This window comes from Pseudarthrobacter sp. W1I19 (assembly GCF_030817835.1).
Taxonomy (GTDB): domain Bacteria; phylum Actinomycetota; class Actinomycetes; order Actinomycetales; family Micrococcaceae; genus Arthrobacter.
Window position 1 is genome coordinate 145,102 of record NZ_JAUSZR010000001.1, and the last position, 15,964, is coordinate 161,065.

Here is a 15,964-nt window from a genome sequence, read left to right on the forward strand (position 1 = left end):
CATAAGAAGTCTTGCCGGCCAGAGCGCCTCCAGCGTCCGGCCGTACTGACGGATATTACTTCAGCCGCGTGGGCGCTCAGGTATCGGTCGTGAAAAGAAAAAGCTAGCTCAGCACTTATCTCTATCATGGAGATACTCTAGGATGGAATCAATCCTACTCCAGCGACTGTCCGGAAGGCATCATGAAATTCCATTCCCCCGCCAAAGAGCGCGTGCCATTCTGGCTGCGCTGGCTGGTCCCCGTCATCCTCGTGCTGGCCTGGCTGGCGCTTGCGGGCGTGGGCGGCCCCACCTTCGGCCGCTTGGACGAGGTTTCGTCCAACGATCAGGCATCGTTCCTGCCTGCCAGTGCTGAGGCCACCGCGGCCCAGGACTGGCAATCGAAGTTCCGCGATTCGGACGAGGTGCCCGGCGTTATCGTCCTCGAAGCCGACCAGCCCCTAAGTCCCGCGCAGCTCGCCGAGGCGGCAACCCTCCGCACAGAGCTGGAAGGGATCCAGGCGGGCAGCGCGGTCATCGGGCCCATCCCGTCAGAGGACGGCAAGGCGGTGCAGTTCATCGTCCCGATCGACTCTTCCAAAGAGGTGAAGGAGGTGGTCCGGGAACTGCGGGATACTGCCGCCGAGTCGGCCCCGGAGGGCATCAAAACGTATGTCACCGGGCCCGCGGGACTCGCAGCTGACCTCACGGCGGCGTTCGCCGGCATCGACGGGATCCTCCTGCTGGTGGCGCTGGGAGCTGTTTTTGTGATCCTGCTGGTGGTGTACCGCTCGCTCCTGCTGCCCATCGTGGTGCTGCTGACCTCTGTCTTCGCCCTGTGCGCGGCCATCCTGCTGGTTTTCGGCATGGCCAAGGCCGGGTGGATCCAGCTCAACGGGCAAAGCCAGGGCATCCTGTCCATCCTGGTAATCGGTGCTGCCACGGACTACGCCCTGCTGTTTGTGGCGAGGTTCCGGGAAGCCTTGACCCACACCACCAACCGCACCGCCGCCGTGCTGGCAGCCTGGAAGGCCTCCTTCGAGCCCATCCTGGCTTCCGGTGCCACCGTGATCATCGCGCTCCTGTGCCTGCTGTTCTCAGACCTGAACTCGAACAAGGCGCTGGGTCCCGTGGCCGCGGCCGGAATCCTTTGCTCGCTGTTCGCTGCCCTCACACTGCTTCCCGCCCTGATGGCGCTCCTTGGCCGCGCCGCATTCTGGCCGTTCCGGCCCAAGCTCGTCCCGGCGGACCAGCGTGAGCCCGAGCTTGTCACCGGGCTCGAAGGCCAGAAGGGTTTGTGGCGTGCTACCGGCTCCCTGGTTTCACGGCGGCCGAGAACTGTCTGGGTGGCCTCGGTCCTGCTGCTGGTGGTTGCCGCAGGCGGCCTGCTCCAGCTGAAGGCCAACGGCGTCCCGCAGACGGACGTTATCCTTACGGCGTCCAACGCCGTGGACGGCCAGGACGCGCTAGCGCGCCATTTCGACGCCGGCAGCGGCAGCCCCGCCGTCGTAGTGGCGGACCAGGGGAAGGCGCAGGAGGTGCTGGACACGGTAAAGGCGGCCGACGGCGTGGGCGAGGCTTATCTGCTGGCCCAAGGTTCGGTGCCCATCACCGGAGCCCCGGGAGCTCCCAGCGCCCCGGATGTCCGCGACGGAAAGGTGTTGATCAACGCCACGCTGAACAACGCAGCGGATTCGCTGGAGGCTGAGGAGACCGTCAAGGCTCTCCGCGTCGAGGTTAAGGCTGTCGACTCCGGTGCGCTCGTGGGCGGCGTGACCGCGACCGCGCTGGATACCAACACCACCGCGCAGCGGGACCTGGTGATCATCCTCCCGGTGGTCCTGATCGTGATCCTTTTGATCCTGATGCTGCTGCTGCGCTCCGTTGTGGCGCCGGTCCTGCTGGTGCTCTCGGTGGTGCTGTCCTACGCCGCGGCCATGGGAGTCTCCGCTTTCGTCTTCAACAACATCTTCGGCTTCCCGGGCGCGGATGCCACCGTTCCGCTGTTCGGCTTTGTGTTCCTGGTGGCCCTGGGCGTGGACTACAACATCTTCCTGATGAGCCGGGTCCGCGAGGAATCCCTGAAGCACGGCACCCGGCCCGGCATCCTGCGCGGGCTTGGCGTGACCGGCGGCGTGATTACGTCGGCAGGAGTTGTCCTGGCCGCCACGTTTGCCGCACTCGGCGTCATCCCGATCATGTTCCTGGTGCAGCTCGCCTTCATCGTGGCCTTTGGAGTGCTGCTGGACACCGTGCTGGTGCGGTCGCTGCTGGTGCCCGCCCTTGCTTACGACATTGGTCCGCGGATCTGGTGGCCCGGAAAGCTGGGCCGGCCGGAGCTGGATGGGGCCGCGCAGCGCGATTCCAGCGGCAGCCCCGAAACCGATCTTGAAGACGCCGGCCGCCGGTAATTGCCTCCGTCGTCACGCAGGGCATGCTTATGGATTCTGATGAACACGCGCTCCGGGATTTCCGGGCCGGCAGCTGACCTGGCGGACCAAAAGCGTGCTCTGCGTGACACGGCTGCCGGGTGTAACGGGGCTGTCCGGCCAAGAGGGCTGAGGGTTGCTGCAGCCCCTGTTGGCCGAAGTTCGCGCTGATTAGACTTCAAGTGCGCCCGCATGGACGCGGAACTCAAAGGAGAGATGCACCATGACTGAAAACCCGGAAATTCCCGGCGAGGAGGCCCGCAGGGGAAGCACCGCCCCCGGTCTGGAGGGTGAGGGCGGGCAGTATGTTTCCGGCAACTACGGCGACGCGGGCACTGCCACTACGCCCGCGGAAGACCTTGAAGATGGCGAATACGAGGACGGTGACTACGGTGACGCCGGTACTGTCGGGGCGGCCCATGAAGCGGACGCTGTCCGGGAGCGGCTCACTGACGGGCAGGTGAACACCACCGCCGAAGAGCGGGGTCCCCTGCACGGCCATACTGACAACGACAGGTAGCAGCGGCAGGCAACCCGCAAGTAAAGCAGCCCGACGGCGGTTCTCCAAGAGCGAACGGAGGACCGCCGTCGGCCGTTGAGGCCGGAATCGTAGGAAAGGACAGCCTTCCCACCTCCTGCCAAAACCGAAGTTGAGCGTACTTCACTCAACTTGGATTGACATCGCCGACGCCCTGAGTAAAGTTGAGTGCAGAACGCTCAATCATCGGGGCGCCAGCAAGTTTCCAAGGAAAGAAGGAAGCAACACATGTCACGTGCAGTAGGTATCGACCTCGGAACCACCAACTCCGTCGTCTCCGTTCTCGAAGGTGGCGAGCCCACCGTTATTGCCAACGCCGAGGGTGGCCGCACCACGCCGTCCGTCGTTGCATTCTCCAAGTCCGGCGAGGTGCTGGTCGGCGAGATCGCCAAGCGCCAGGCCGTCAACAACATCGAGCGCACCATCGCTTCGGTCAAGCGCCACATGGGCACTGACTGGAAGGTGGACATCGATGGCAAGAAGTACACCCCGCAGGAAATCTCCGCGCGTATCCTCATGAAGCTGAAGAACGACGCCGAGTCCTACCTGGGTGAAAAGGTCACCGACGCTGTGATCACCGTTCCCGCGTACTTCAATGACGCCGAGCGCCAGGCCACCAAGGAAGCCGGCGAAATCGCAGGCCTGAACGTCCTGCGCATCGTCAACGAGCCCACCGCAGCGGCTCTCGCCTACGGCCTGGACAAGGGCAAGGAAGATGAACTCATCCTGGTGTTCGACCTCGGTGGCGGTACGTTCGACGTCTCACTGCTGGAAGTCGGCAAGGACGAAGACAACTTCTCCACCATCCAGGTCCGCGCCACCGCCGGCGACAACCGCCTCGGCGGCGACGACTGGGACCAGCGCGTTGTTGACTACCTGCTGAACCAGCTCAAGGTCAAGGGCATCGACCTGTCCAAGGACAAGATCGCCCTGCAGCGCCTCCGCGAAGCAGCCGAGCAGGCCAAGAAGGAACTCTCCTCCTCCACCAGCACCAACGTCTCGCTCCAGTACCTCTCCGTCACCCCCGACGGCCCGGTCCACCTGGACGAGCAGCTGACCCGCGCGAAGTTCCAGGACCTCACCAAGGACCTGCTGGAGCGCACCAAGAAGCCGTTCCACGATGTGATCAAGGAAGCCGGCATCAAGCTCTCCGACATCAACCACATCGTCCTGGTGGGCGGTTCCACCCGTATGCCCGCCGTGTACGACTTGGTCAAGGAACTCGCCGGCGGCAAGGAGCCGAACAAGGGCGTGAACCCGGATGAGGTTGTGGCCGTTGGTGCAGCCCTCCAGGCAGGCGTGCTGAAGGGTGAGCGCAAGGACGTCCTGCTGATCGACGTCACCCCGCTGTCCCTCGGCATCGAAACCAAGGGTGGCGTGATGACGCACCTGATCGAGCGCAACACCGCCATCCCCACCAAGCGGTCCGAGACCTTCACCACCGCTGACGACAACCAGCCGTCCGTGGCCATCCAGGTCTTCCAGGGCGAACGCGAGTTCACTCGCGACAACAAGCCGCTGGGCACGTTCGAGCTGACCGGCATCGCCCCGGCCCCGCGCGGCATCCCGCAGATCGAGGTCACCTTCGACATCGACGCCAACGGCATTGTCCATGTCTCCGCGAAGGACAAGGGCACCGGCAAGGAACAGTCCATGACCATCACCGGCGGCACCGCGCTCTCCAAGGAAGACATCGACCGTATGGTCCGTGACGCCGAGGAGCACGCTGCCGAGGACAAGGCCCGCCGCGAGGCTACCGACACCCGCAACTCCGCCGAGCAGCTCGCCTACTCCGTGGACAAGCTGATCGCCGACAACGCGGACAAGCTGCCTGAAGAGGTCAAGACCGAGGTCCAGACCGACGTCGACGACCTGAAGAAGGCACTCGAAGGCACCGATGACGCCGCAGTGAAGTCCGCCTTCGAGAAGCTGCAGGCATCGCAGACCAAGTTGGGCGAGGCCATCTACGCCCAGGCCGGCTCGCCGGACGGTGCAGGTGCTTCCGCAGGCGCTGAAGGTGCCGCTGGTGCCGCAGGCGGCGACAAGGCTGCTGACGAGGACATCGTCGACGCCGAAATCATCGACGAAGACGAAGCGAAGAAGTAACCATGCCGCATCACGGTAACGAGGAAGAGCACAACTCATCCACAAGCCAGGAGCGCGCGGAGCAGCAGGGCAACGGCCACCAGGAACCGGTCATCCGGGACAACCGCAAGGTTGACCCGGTGACCGGCCAGGCCCGGCACCCCGAGGGCGGTCACGCTGAAGGCGGCAATACTGCCCCCGGGACCGGTTCCGAGGACTCCGATGGCGACGCTCTGGCCCAGGCTGAGGAAATCCTCAACGGCGTCGAGGTGCCGGCTGAGGAATCCGTGGCCCAAGGGGTTCCCGCAGGGAGCGCCGAGGCAGCCGAGTTGAAGAACGACCTCCTCCGCCTGCAGGCCGAGTACGTCAACTACCGCAAGCGCGTTGAACGCGACCGGGCCGTGGCAGGGGAGATGGCCGTCATCGGCGTCCTGAACTCGCTGCTGCCGGTCCTGGACGATATCGACGCCGCCCGCCAGCACGGTGACCTCACGGACGGACCCTTCGCCGCGATCGCCACCAAGCTGGAGAACGCGCTGAAGACCTACGGCCTGGTACGCATCGATGAGACCGGCGTGGAGTTTGATCCCAACATCCACGAGGCCCTCATCCAGCAGCCCGGCGAGGACCTTGAAGTCGACACCGTCAGCCAGGTGCTCCGGTCCGGCTACAAGTCAGGCGACCGCGTCCTCCGCGCCGCCCAGGTCATCGTCGCCGTACCTGCGTAGCATTACCCTCATCGAGATGACAGTTCGCGGCAGTGATTCGACAGAACATTGGCGCGAACTGTCATCTCGGACAGATTGTTGAAAGGAAACGCCATTGGCTAGCCAGGATTGGGTGGACAAGGACTTTTATAAGATCCTTGGTGTTGCCAAGGACGCTTCCGACGCCGACATCAAGAAGGCCTACCGGAAGCTTGCGCGGCAGCACCACCCTGATACCAACTCGGGGAACACTGCTTCCGAGAAGAAGTTCAAGGACATCTCCGAGGCTTACTCCGTACTTTCCGATCCCGACGAGCGGCAGCAGTATGATGCCATCCGGGCGATGGGCGGCGGAGCGCGCTTCGCCCCCGGTGGCGCCGGTGCCGCGAATGGCGGGTTCGAGGACCTGTTCGGCGGCCTCTTCACGGGCAACACCGGCAGGCATGCGGGCGGCTTCAACCCGTCCGCGGGCGGCATTCCACCCGAGTTCGCCGACCTGTTCGGCGGCGGCTTCGGTGGCTCTCCCGGCTTCCAGCGCGCCCCGCAGAAGGGTGCGGACCGGACCGCGTCCACCAGCATCTCGTTTGCCGGATCCATCCGCGGCACCACCATCGGCCTGCGCGAGCCCAGCGGCGACGTCATCGACGTCCGCGTCCCCGCCGGAATCAAGGACGGCCAGAAGGTCCGGGTACGCGGTAAAGGCCAGCCGGGTCCTGCCGGCAACGGCGACCTGGTGGTGGCCGTCTCGGTCCAGCCGCACGCGTTCTACACGCGCGACGGCGAGAACCTCCGCATCCACGTTCCGGTCACCTTCCCGGAGGCTGCCCTGGGCGCCGACATCGAAGTGCCCACCATCGAGGGCGAAAAGGTGCGGGTCCGCGTACCGGCAGGGACGCCGTCGGGCCGTACCCTGCGGGTGAAGGGCAAAGGCGTGAAGACGTCCAAGGGGACCGGCGACCTGCTGGTGACCATCGACGTCGCGGTTCCCAAGAACCTGAACAAGGACGCCGAAGCCGCGGTCAAGGCATTTGCTGAAGCCACCTCCGATGCCGACGTCCGAGAGGGCCTGGCCGCCAAGGCCCGGCTTTAGCAGCGGGTGAGCCGTGGACATCAACGCCGCGAACATCAACTCAGACCAGCCGATCTTCGTCATCTCGGTAGCAGCTGAACTGGCGGACATGCACCCCCAGACGCTCCGCCAGTACGACCGGCTGGGCATCGTTTCGCCCAGCCGGGCGCCCGGAAAGTCCCGCCGCTACTCGCAGCGGGATGTCAACATGCTGCGCGCGGTGCAGCGGCTGTCGCAGGAGGGCGTCTCGCTCGAAGGCATCAAGCGCATCCTGGAACTCGAAAACCAGGTGGCCGCCCTGCAGCGCCGGGTCTCGGAACTCTCCGAGGAGCTCAGCCGCCGCCCGCAGCCATTCGATTCCCGGATCTTCGCGGCAGGCGCTGCGGGAGACGTGGTCAGCCTGGCCCGCGGGCAGCGCCCCCGGCCGCGGTCCCAGGCCATGGTGCTCTGGCGCCCGCGGGCGATTGGCCAGTAGGTACCGCTTTATGCGTGCCGGCTGAAATTCGAGTACCGACTACTCGTGACGCTTTTACCCCAGGAAACTTGAATGGAACCACTGCCGCTGGATCAGCAGCAGTGGTTCCAAGTTTCTGGGGGTTTTTATGTTTGGTTCTCAAAGAAGGGCCCGGCCGTGAGCCCGGGCATGGAAGCTGTGGCCGCGTTCAGCGGCTCCATTCCCGGCCAGATCCTGCTGGCACTCGGCCAGACGGTGGTGGTGGTGTGCGTGTGCTTCGACATGGTGCGTGCCCTGTCCGTGCCGCGGTCCCACCGGCGATATCTGGCGAGCACGGTTTTCCGGACGCTTGCCATTCCGTCCATCATTGCCAGCGGTGTGACGGTCCTGATTGCCCTGGTGCTGGCATCCTGGATTGATGTGGTGATGGGCATGTTCGTGCTGATGGCCATCATCTTCCGGCTCCATCACGACAAGGATGAGGACAACTGGTGGAAGGGCAGGGGCAAGAAGCTCGCCCGCTGGGCCCGGCGCCAACTTTCGGGCCGGACCGCCGCCGCCCCTGCCATGGGGTAAGCCCGATTAGCCGTTGATGACCTGGGGGACGCCAAGGGCTTTGAGGCCTTCGATGCCGAACTCCAGGCCGTAGCCGGACTGCTTGGCGCCGCCGAACGGGATCCGCGGGTCCACTGCGCCGTGCCTGTTGATCCAGACAGTGCCGGCCTGGAGGCGTGCTGCGACTTCGCGGGCGGCGTCCCGGTTGCCGGACCAGACGGAGGCGCCGAGTCCGACGTCGAGCGCGTTCGCCTTCTCCACGGCTTCGTCCACACTGCTGTAGCGGATGATGGGCAGGGCGGGGCCGAACTGTTCTTCCGTAATCAGGGGATTGTCGTTGTCGATGTCCGCCACCAGGGTGGTGGGGTAGAAGTAGCCCGGCTTGGTGGTGTCAGGGTTGCCGCCGAGCAGGATCCGGGCTCCGGAAGCCCTGGCCGCCTCCACGAGGTTCGCGACGACGTCGTACTGGGCTTTGTTCTGCAGCGGTCCCAGGACGTTGTTCTCGTCCAGGCCGTTGCCCATGGGCATGGCCTTGGCCACGGCCACGAGGTCTTCGCAGACGGCATCGTAGATGTCCTCGTGGACGTAGAGGCGCTTGAGCGCAGCGCAGGTCTGGCCGGTGTTGATGAACGCGCCCCAGAAAAGGTCTTCGGCGATGGCCTTGGGGTCGGCGTCTGGAAGGACGATGCCGGCGTCGTTTCCGCCCAGTTCCAGGGTGAGACGCTTGACGGTGCCCGCGGAGGATTTGATGATGGCCTTGCCGGTGGCAGTGGATCCCGTGAACATGATTTTGCCGATGGCGGGGTGTTCGGCCAGGCGGGCGCCAACGTCACGCCCTCCGCTGACGGCAGTGAGGAGCCCTTCGGGCAGTTCTTCATTGATGACCTTCACCAATGCCAGGACGCCGAGCGGCGTGTACTCAGAGGGCTTGACCACCACCGCGTTGCCCATGCGCAGGGCAGGTGCGATCTGCCAGACGGTGATCATCATGGGCCAGTTCCACGGGCCAATGGCGCCCACGACGCCGATGGGCTTGTAGTGCAGCTCGGCGCGGGTTTCACCGTCGTCCACCACCGTCTCCGGCTCCAAGGGGGTGGTGGCGGCGACGCGCAGCCAGGCTGCGCAGGCGCCCACTTCGAAGCGGGCGTTGGGGCCGTTGAGGGGTTTGCCCTGCTCGCGGGAGAGCAAGCGGGCGAGCTCTTCGGCGGAGCGTTCGACGGCCTCGGCCGCTTTCAGGAGCGAAGCGGACCTGCCCGCGTGGCCCAGGGCCGCCCAGGCGGGCTGGGCTGCCTGGGCATCGGTAATGGCCTGTTCGAGCTCTTCGAGGGAGTGGATGGGTGCCTCGCCCACGGCATCACCGGTGGCCGGGTCCAGGATGGTCCGGCCGGTGCCGGATGCGGGAGAAATGGACGCCAAAAGGGCATCGTAGGTTTCCATGGGGTACTCCACTTCGAGTAGTCAGGCGCTTGCCGGATGGCCGGCGGGTTGCTCCCAGTCTGGCTGGCGGGCCGGGCCGGAGGCTTGTCTTTTCGCGCAGGACTGTTGACGGAGGGAGAACGGCGGGCATCAGCCAGGACGCCGCTGCCCGACCAGAGGTCAGTAGCTCCGCCGGGTTTCGACAGGCTCAACCACCGGGGTTTCGCCGGCGGGCTTGGTGAACTGCTTGGCGAGGGCCTCGGATCCCCGGGCGAGGAGGGCGACGTCGGCCCCCACCAGGATGAAGTTGGCGCCGTTGTCCAGGTAGTGCCGGGCGGTATCCGGGTTGAAGGCGTTGACGCCCGCTGGTTTTCCGGCTGCTGTGGCTGCGGCGAGGCAGTGGTCGACGGCGGCGCGCACGTCGGGGTGTTCCTGCTGTCCGAGCAGGCTCATGGAGGCGGCGAGGTCGGACGGGCCAATGAAGATGGCGTCCACGCCGTCCACCTTCAGGATGTCTGCCACAGAGTCCACGGCCGCCGTCGACTCGATCTGGACGGTGACGCTGATCATCTCACTGGCGCGGGCGAGGTAATCCGGCACCCGGTTCCAGCGGGCAGCCCGGGCAAGCGCCGACCCGACGCCGCGGACACCTTCAGGCGGGTAGCGGGTGGCCGCTACCGCGGCTTCCGCCTCGGCGACGGAGTTGACCATGGGGATGAGCAGGTTCTGCACGCCCAGGTCCAGATACTGCTTGACCACCACGGTGTCGTTCACCGGCGGCCGGACCATCACCTGGACCGGGTAGCCATTGACAGCCTGGAGCTGGGCCAGGATGGATTCGAGGCCGTTCGGGCTGTGCTCGGCGTCCACCAGAAGCCAGTCCAGCCCGGACCCGGCGCAGAGTTCGGCGATGAGCGGGCTGCCGGAGCAGACCCACATTCCGGCGAGCGGGCGGTTGGCTTCAGCCAAAGCAGACCGGAAGGTGTTTTCTACTGGAAACGGCATGTGACACTCCCCAGAGGTCCGTAGTCGGCATGGACGGTATCGCCCTTGTAGACCCAGAGCGGGCGGGTGAACGATCCGGCGAGGATGATGTCCCCGGCCTTGAGTGAGTCCCCGTGGGCTGCGATTTTGTTGGCCAGCCAGTGCACTCCGTTGGCGGGGTGGTCCAGGACGCCGGCGGCCACGCCGGTTTCCTCCACGGTCTGGTTTTTGTAGAGGATGGCGGAGACCCATCGGAGGTCAACGGCATCGGGCTTGACCGGGCGGCCGCCGATCACCATGGCGCCCATGGCGGCGTTGTCGGAGATGGTGTCCACGATGGTCCGGCCCTCCATCTCGATCCTGGAGTCCAGGATTTCGAGGGCCGGGACCACGTAGTCGGTGGCTCTCAGGACGTCGAAGATGGTGACTCCGGGTCCCTTGAGCCCGTCCTTGAGCACGAACGCCAGTTCCACTTCAACCCGCGGGTGGGTGTACTGGTCCCACTCCACGGAGCAGCCGGTTTCGAGGACCATGTCGTCGAAGATGGCGCCATAGTCCGGTTCGGTGATGCCGGTGGCGTCCTGCATGGCCTTGGACGTGAGGCCGATCTTGCGCCCCACCAGGGTCCGGCCGGCTTCCTCGTTCCGGCGCCGCCACAACTGCTGCACCGCGTAGGAGTCCTCCACCGTCATATGCGGGTAGCGGGCCGTCAGCCGGGGGACCGGGGTGCGGGTGCGGCCGGCTTCGACCAGTTGGTCGGCGATGGCCTCAATCGTCTTGGCATCGAGCATGGCTACAGCTGCGCTCCCAGCTTGAAGCCCTCAGCCCCGGCTGCTTCGCTGGGCCGGGTGTAGGAGAAGCCGTCGGCGCCCACGGTCACAGCCATTTCGCTCTTCTCTTCGCGTTCGATGACGGGCTGGGGGTTGCCGTCGAGGTCCAGGACGAGGGAGGCTTCGGTGTACCAGGACGGGACGACGGGGTTGCCCCACCAGTCGCGGCGCTGGTTGTCGTGGACGTCCCAGGTGATGGTGGGATTGTCGGGGTCGCCGGTGTAGTAGTCCTGGGTGTAGATCTCGATCCGGTGGCCGTCCGGGTCCAGGATGTAGAGGTAGAACGCGTTGGATACGCCGTGCCGGCCGGGGCCGCGTTCGATCCGGTCGCTGATGCGCAGGGCGCCCATCTTGTCGCAGATCTGGATGATGTTGTGCTTCTCGTGCGTGGCGAACGCGACGTGGTGCATCCGGGGTCCGTTGCCGCCGGTCAGGGCGGTGTCGTGGACGGTCTGCTTGCGGTGCATCCACGCGGCGTAGGTGACGCCGTCGGCATCCTTGATGTCCTCGGAGACGCGGAAGCCCAGGTCTTCGAGGTAGGCGCGGCCGCGGGGGACGTCGGGGGTGACCTGGTTGAAGTGGTCCAGGCGGACCAGTTCGCCGGCGGAGTAGAGGTCGTAGCGCTGGGTGAGGCGCTCCACGTGCTCCACGTCGTAGAAGAATTCGTAGGGGAAGCCCAGCGGGTCCTCGACGCGGACGGAGTCGCCCACGCCCTTGGTGAAGCCGTCCTTGCGGCGCTCCACCCGGCAGCCGAGCTCGCGGTAGTAGGCCTCGGCGGCGTCCACTTCGGCGGGGGACTTGACCCGGTAGGCGAAGGCGGCGACGGCGGCGATGGGTCCCTTGCGCAGCACCAGGTTGTGGTGGATGAACTCCTCCAGCGACCGCAGGTAAATTGCGTTCTCGTCTTCCTCGGTGACGTGCAGGCCCAGGACGTCGACGTAGAACTCGCGGGATTTGGCGAGGTCGGTGACCACGATGTCCATGTAGGCGCAGCGGACGATGTCTGGTGCCGGGACAGTGGGGGTGGGGACGAAGTTGGTCATGATGGTCTCTCTTCTTTGAAAGGGTTCGAAATAAGTACGACGGCGGCAGGGCAGGCTGGGTGCCGGAGCCTAGCCTTCGTTGGCGGCCGAGGCTTCGATGCTGCCGAACTTGGGGGTGTGGACAGAGCCGAGGGTGATGTGGACGGCTTGCTGGTCGGTGTAGAAGTCGATGGAGCGGTAGCCGCCCTCGTGGCCCAGCCCGGAGGCTTTGACGCCGCCGAACGGGGTGCGGAGGTCGCGGACGTTGTGGCTGTTCAGCCAGACCATGCCGGCTTCGACGTTCTGGGAGAAGTTGTGTGCACGGGTGAGGTTCTGGGTCCAAATGTAGGCGGCGAGGCCGTACTTGGTGTTGTTGGCCAGGGCGAGGGCTTCGTCGTCGTTCTCGAACGGGGTGATCGCGACGACGGGTCCGAAGATTTCCTCCTGGAAGATCCGGGCGTCGGGGGCGACGTCGGCGAACACGGTGGGTGCGATGTAGTTGCCTTCGGGCAGGTGGTCGGGGCGGCCGCCGCCGGCCAGGAGCCGGCCTTCGGACTTGCCGATCTCCACGTAGGAGGCCACCTTTTCGTAGTGCTCCGGGTGGACCAGGGCGCCCACCTGGGTTTTGGGATCGTGCGGGTCACCCACCACGATGTTCCGGGCCCGGGCGGCGTACTTCTCGCAGAACTCGTCGTAGATCGCGCGCTCGACCAGGATGCGGGAGCCGGCCGTGCAGCGTTCGCCGTTGAGGGAGAAGACCCCGAACAGGGCCGAATCGATCGCGGCGTCCAGGTCGGCGTCGGCGAACACCACGCAAGGGGACTTGCCGCCCAGTTCCATGGACAGGCCCTTGAGGTTGGCTGCGGCGTTGCGGAAGATGGTCTGGCCGGTGGTGGTCTCGCCGGTGAAGGAGATCAGCGGGACGTCCGGGTGCTTGACCAGGGCGTCGCCGGCTTCCTCGCCAAGGCCGTTGACCAGGTTGAACACGCCGTCGGGCAGGCCGGCTTCCTTGAAGATAGTGGCCCACAGCGAGGCCGAGAGCGGGGTGAACTCGGCGGGCTTGAGGACCACGGTGTTGCCGGTGGCCAAGGCCGGGGCGAGCTTCCAGGACTCCAGCATGAACGGGGTGTTCCATGGGGTGATCAGGCCGGCGACGCCGATCGGCTTGCGGTTCACGTAGTTGATCTGCGAGCCGGGGACCTTCATGGCGTCGTCGAACTGGGCCACGATCAGGTCCGCGAAGAACCGGAAGTTCTCCGCCGCCCGGAGCGCCTGGCCCTTGGCCTGGGTGATCGGCAGGCCGGTATCGAACGTTTCGAGCTCGGCGAGCCGGGCTTCCTGGGCTTCGACGGCGTCAGCAATTTTGTTCAGGATCCGGGCGCGTTCGCGGGGCTTCATCTTCGGCCACGGACCCCTGGTGAAGGCTTCGCGGGCGGCGGCCACGGCGAGGTCGATGTCCTCTTTCTGGCCGGCCGCAGCCGTCGCGTAGTTCCGGTTGGACACCGGATCCAGCACATCGAACGTCTTACCACCCACGGAGTCGACGAATTGGCCGTTGATGAAGTGTTGGATATGGGTGGGAAGGTCCTGCGGCACGTAGTGCTTGGCGGTTTCTGCAGAGGTCGTCATCGTTGAAGTCCTTACTGGTGCTTGGCTTGGGCGAGGTAGGCGTCGAGGGTGGCGGAGCGGTGCAGGCGGGCTGCCTTTTCAATGGAGTCGGCGTCTGCTCCGGTTTCGATGAGCTTCAGGAGTGCCTCGTGTTCCTCCACAGAGTCGCGGGCGCGGCCGGGGACGAAGCGGAAGGTGGAGGACCTTAGTGCTGCCAGCCGGTTCCAGCCGCGGTGCACGAGGTCCAGGATGTGCGGGTTGGGGCAGTATTCGAACAAAACGCTGTGGAAGTCCTGGTTGAGCCGGGTGAAGCGGACGGGGTCAAAGTGCTCCAGGCACTCGCGCATCTCCTCGTTCACGGCCCGGGCCCGGGCAATCGCCACCGAATCAATCAAGGGAGCGGATAACGCTGTGGCGGCGCCTTCCACGATGCTCAGCGTCTGCATTGTGTAGAGGTATTCGGTGGGATCGATCCCGGCCACGGTGGCGCCGACGTTGCGTTCGAACGTGACCAGGCCTTCGGCCTCCAAGCGGCGGATGGCTTCGCGGACCGGGACCACGCTGAATCCCAGGTCCTTGGCGATGCTGCCCAGGACCAGGCGGTACCCGGGAGTGTAGGTCCCCTCGATGATCCGTGCCTTCACGGCCTGGTAGGCCTGCTCGGACTTGCTGCCGGGGGCAGCGGCAAGCTCAGCCACTGCTTCAGTCATCAGCGTTGCCCGCTTTCCATTCCTGGTACTTGGCCTGCCAGTCGGCGTTCATGGGGTAGAGGCCGTCCACGCTGTTGCCCTGCTTGACCATTTCGAAGATGAAGGTTTCTTCCTGCTCCTGGGTGATGCAGTCGTCCACGAGTTCTTCGGCGATGGCCGGTGGGATCACCAGGATCCCGTCGGAGTCGGCCACGATGATGTCGCCGGGCTGGACGGTGGCGCCGCCGCAGGCGATGGTGATGTCCGTGTCCCAGGGGATGTGGCGGCGGCCCAGTACGGCGGGGTGCGGGTTGGCGAAGTAGGTGGGCATGTCCAGGCCGGCGACGGCGGTGAAGTCGCGGACGCCGCCGTCGGTGATGATGGCCGCGGCGCCGCGGACCTGGGCGCGCAGGGCGAGGATGTCGCCCACGGTGCCGGTGCCCTTTTCGCCGCGGGCTTCCATGACCAGGATTTCGCCCTCGTTCACGGAGTCGATGGCCTTCTTTTGGGCGTTGAATCCGCCGCCGTGGGTCTTGAAGAGGTCTTCGCGGTTGGGAACATACCGCAGGGTCCGGGCCAGGCCGACGACGCGGCGGTCCGGCCGGGTGGACTGCAGCCCGTCGATGCTGACGTTATTAAGGCCGCGTTTGCGCAGCTGGGAGGACAGGGTTGCCGTGGCGACACTCTCCAGCTTGGCCTTCAGTTCAGGAGGCAGGGAAGGCGCGACGGCGGCCCCCGCCTCAGTCTCTTCGACGGCGGGGAGGCCGGCGGCTTCGCGTGAACCCCACGCTTCCTCCCGCTGCAGGTCATCAACCTCCGGTCCGGCACCAAAGTCCGCGAACGGCGTCGTGCCTTCCTCCACCCGGGTGACCAGCCGGCCCGTGGTGAGCTCCCCTGCGGAGACCTCCACCTCGAGGACGTCCCCGGGGTTGGCGACGGAGGCGCCGGCGGGGGTGCCGGTGAGGATGATGTCCCCCTCCTCGAGGGTGAGCAGCTGGGACAGGTCCGCCACCAGCCGGGCAAACGGGAAGAGCAGGTCCTCTGTGGTGTCGTCCTGGACCAGCTGCCCGTTGTGCCAGGTGCGGATCCGCAGGCCGGCGGGGTCGACGGCGTCTGCCGGGATCAGTGCCGGGCCCACCGGGGTGAACCCGTCGCCGCCCTTGGAGCGGAGGTTGGAGCCCTTGTCCGCCCAGCGCAGGTCGTACACGCCAAGGTCATTGCTGGCCGTGACAGCGGCAACGTGGCTCCACGCGTCATCGATCCCGACGCGGCGGGCCGCCTTGCCGATGACCAGGGCGATCTCGCCCTCGTAGCCCAGCAGTTCACAGCCCGCGGGACGTTCGACGGTGTTTCCGGTCAGGGAAAGCGACGACGACGGCTTGAGAAAGTAGGACGGCTGGGCCGGCGTGCGCCCCCGCTGCGCAGCACGGCTGGGGTAGTTGATGTGCACAGCGATCACTTTCCGTGCCGCTGCCAGGGTGTCACCGTTGACCTGCTCCAAAGCATCTCCTACTGAAGTACGAAATCGTATACGATCACTTTTGCGCTTGAACATGCTGTTTGTCAAGCCCTTAGTGGCAGCCAATTCAGCCACTCTTG

General features: G+C 65.7%; 14 protein-coding genes. 7 read left to right on the plus strand and 7 right to left on the minus strand.

All coding sequences use genetic code 11. From position 1 onward, the window contains the following. Positions 1-182 precede the first annotated feature (182 nt). The 7 genes from QF038_RS00660 to QF038_RS00690 all read left to right on the plus strand — a co-directional run bounded on the left by QF038_RS00660 (position 183) and on the right by QF038_RS00690 (position 7,837). Positions 183-2,390, plus strand: a complete 2,208-nt coding sequence (locus QF038_RS00660) for an efflux RND transporter permease subunit (RefSeq protein WP_307607746.1) — start codon at positions 183-185, stop codon at positions 2,388-2,390. A 241-nt stretch (positions 2,391-2,631) separates the two neighbouring features. Next, on the plus strand, positions 2,632-2,928 hold the full coding sequence (locus QF038_RS00665; RefSeq protein WP_307607748.1) for a hypothetical protein: 297 nt from the start codon (positions 2,632-2,634) through the stop codon (positions 2,926-2,928). Positions 2,929-3,174: 246 nt separating this feature from the next. After that, a complete protein-coding gene (gene dnaK / locus QF038_RS00670; protein ID WP_307607751.1) occupies positions 3,175-5,052 on the plus strand; it encodes a molecular chaperone DnaK in 1,878 nt (625 codons plus the stop codon). Positions 5,053-5,054: 2 nt separating this feature from the next. Then, positions 5,055-5,759, plus strand: coding sequence for a nucleotide exchange factor GrpE (locus tag QF038_RS00675; protein WP_307607753.1), 705 nt, complete (start codon positions 5,055-5,057; stop codon positions 5,757-5,759). Positions 5,760-5,853: 94 nt separating this feature from the next. Beyond that, complete coding sequence (locus tag QF038_RS00680; protein WP_307607756.1) at positions 5,854-6,828, plus strand: DnaJ C-terminal domain-containing protein; 975 nt, start codon at positions 5,854-5,856, stop codon at positions 6,826-6,828. Between the two features lie 19 nt (positions 6,829-6,847). Beyond that, the gene (locus tag QF038_RS00685; RefSeq protein WP_307613365.1) at positions 6,848-7,282 is read left to right on the plus strand and encodes a heat shock protein transcriptional repressor HspR; all 435 of its coding nucleotides are present in this window, start codon (positions 6,848-6,850) and stop codon (positions 7,280-7,282) included. 168 nt (positions 7,283-7,450) lie between these two features. Further along, entirely contained in the window at positions 7,451-7,837 is a 387-nt protein-coding gene (locus QF038_RS00690; RefSeq protein WP_307613366.1) for a hypothetical protein, read from the plus strand. 6 nt (positions 7,838-7,843) lie between these two features. Here the strand turns inward: QF038_RS00690 and QF038_RS00695 are convergent, their stop codons facing one another. The 7 genes from QF038_RS00695 to QF038_RS00725 form a co-directional block, all read right to left on the minus strand. Further along, on the minus strand, positions 7,844-9,253 hold the full coding sequence (locus QF038_RS00695) for an aldehyde dehydrogenase family protein (RefSeq protein WP_307607758.1): 1,410 nt from the start codon (positions 9,251-9,253) through the stop codon (positions 7,844-7,846). Positions 9,254-9,412: 159 nt separating this feature from the next. Further along, positions 9,413-10,237: an HpcH/HpaI aldolase/citrate lyase family protein gene (locus QF038_RS00700; protein ID WP_307607760.1), complete on the minus strand. Its 825-nt coding sequence runs from the start codon at positions 10,235-10,237 to the stop codon at positions 9,413-9,415. Further along, the gene (gene hpaH, locus QF038_RS00705; protein ID WP_307607762.1) at positions 10,222-11,007 is read right to left on the minus strand and encodes a 2-oxo-hept-4-ene-1,7-dioate hydratase; all 786 of its coding nucleotides are present in this window, start codon (positions 11,005-11,007) and stop codon (positions 10,222-10,224) included. Before hpaH ends, QF038_RS00700 begins: the two co-directional genes overlap by 16 nt. A gap of 2 nt (positions 11,008-11,009) precedes the next feature. Beyond that, positions 11,010-12,089, minus strand: a complete 1,080-nt coding sequence (hpaD, locus tag QF038_RS00710; protein WP_307607764.1) for a 3,4-dihydroxyphenylacetate 2,3-dioxygenase — start codon at positions 12,087-12,089, stop codon at positions 11,010-11,012. Positions 12,090-12,158: 69 nt separating this feature from the next. Then, positions 12,159-13,697: a 5-carboxymethyl-2-hydroxymuconate semialdehyde dehydrogenase gene (gene hpaE, locus QF038_RS00715; RefSeq protein ID WP_307607766.1), complete on the minus strand. Its 1,539-nt coding sequence runs from the start codon at positions 13,695-13,697 to the stop codon at positions 12,159-12,161. A gap of 11 nt (positions 13,698-13,708) precedes the next feature. Then, positions 13,709-14,386: a GntR family transcriptional regulator gene (locus tag QF038_RS00720; protein WP_307607768.1), complete on the minus strand. Its 678-nt coding sequence runs from the start codon at positions 14,384-14,386 to the stop codon at positions 13,709-13,711. After that, on the minus strand, positions 14,379-15,866 hold the full coding sequence (locus QF038_RS00725; protein ID WP_307607770.1) for a fumarylacetoacetate hydrolase family protein: 1,488 nt from the start codon (positions 15,864-15,866) through the stop codon (positions 14,379-14,381). The genes QF038_RS00720 and QF038_RS00725 overlap by 8 nt, the downstream gene beginning before the upstream one ends. Positions 15,867-15,964: the final 98 nt, after the last annotated feature.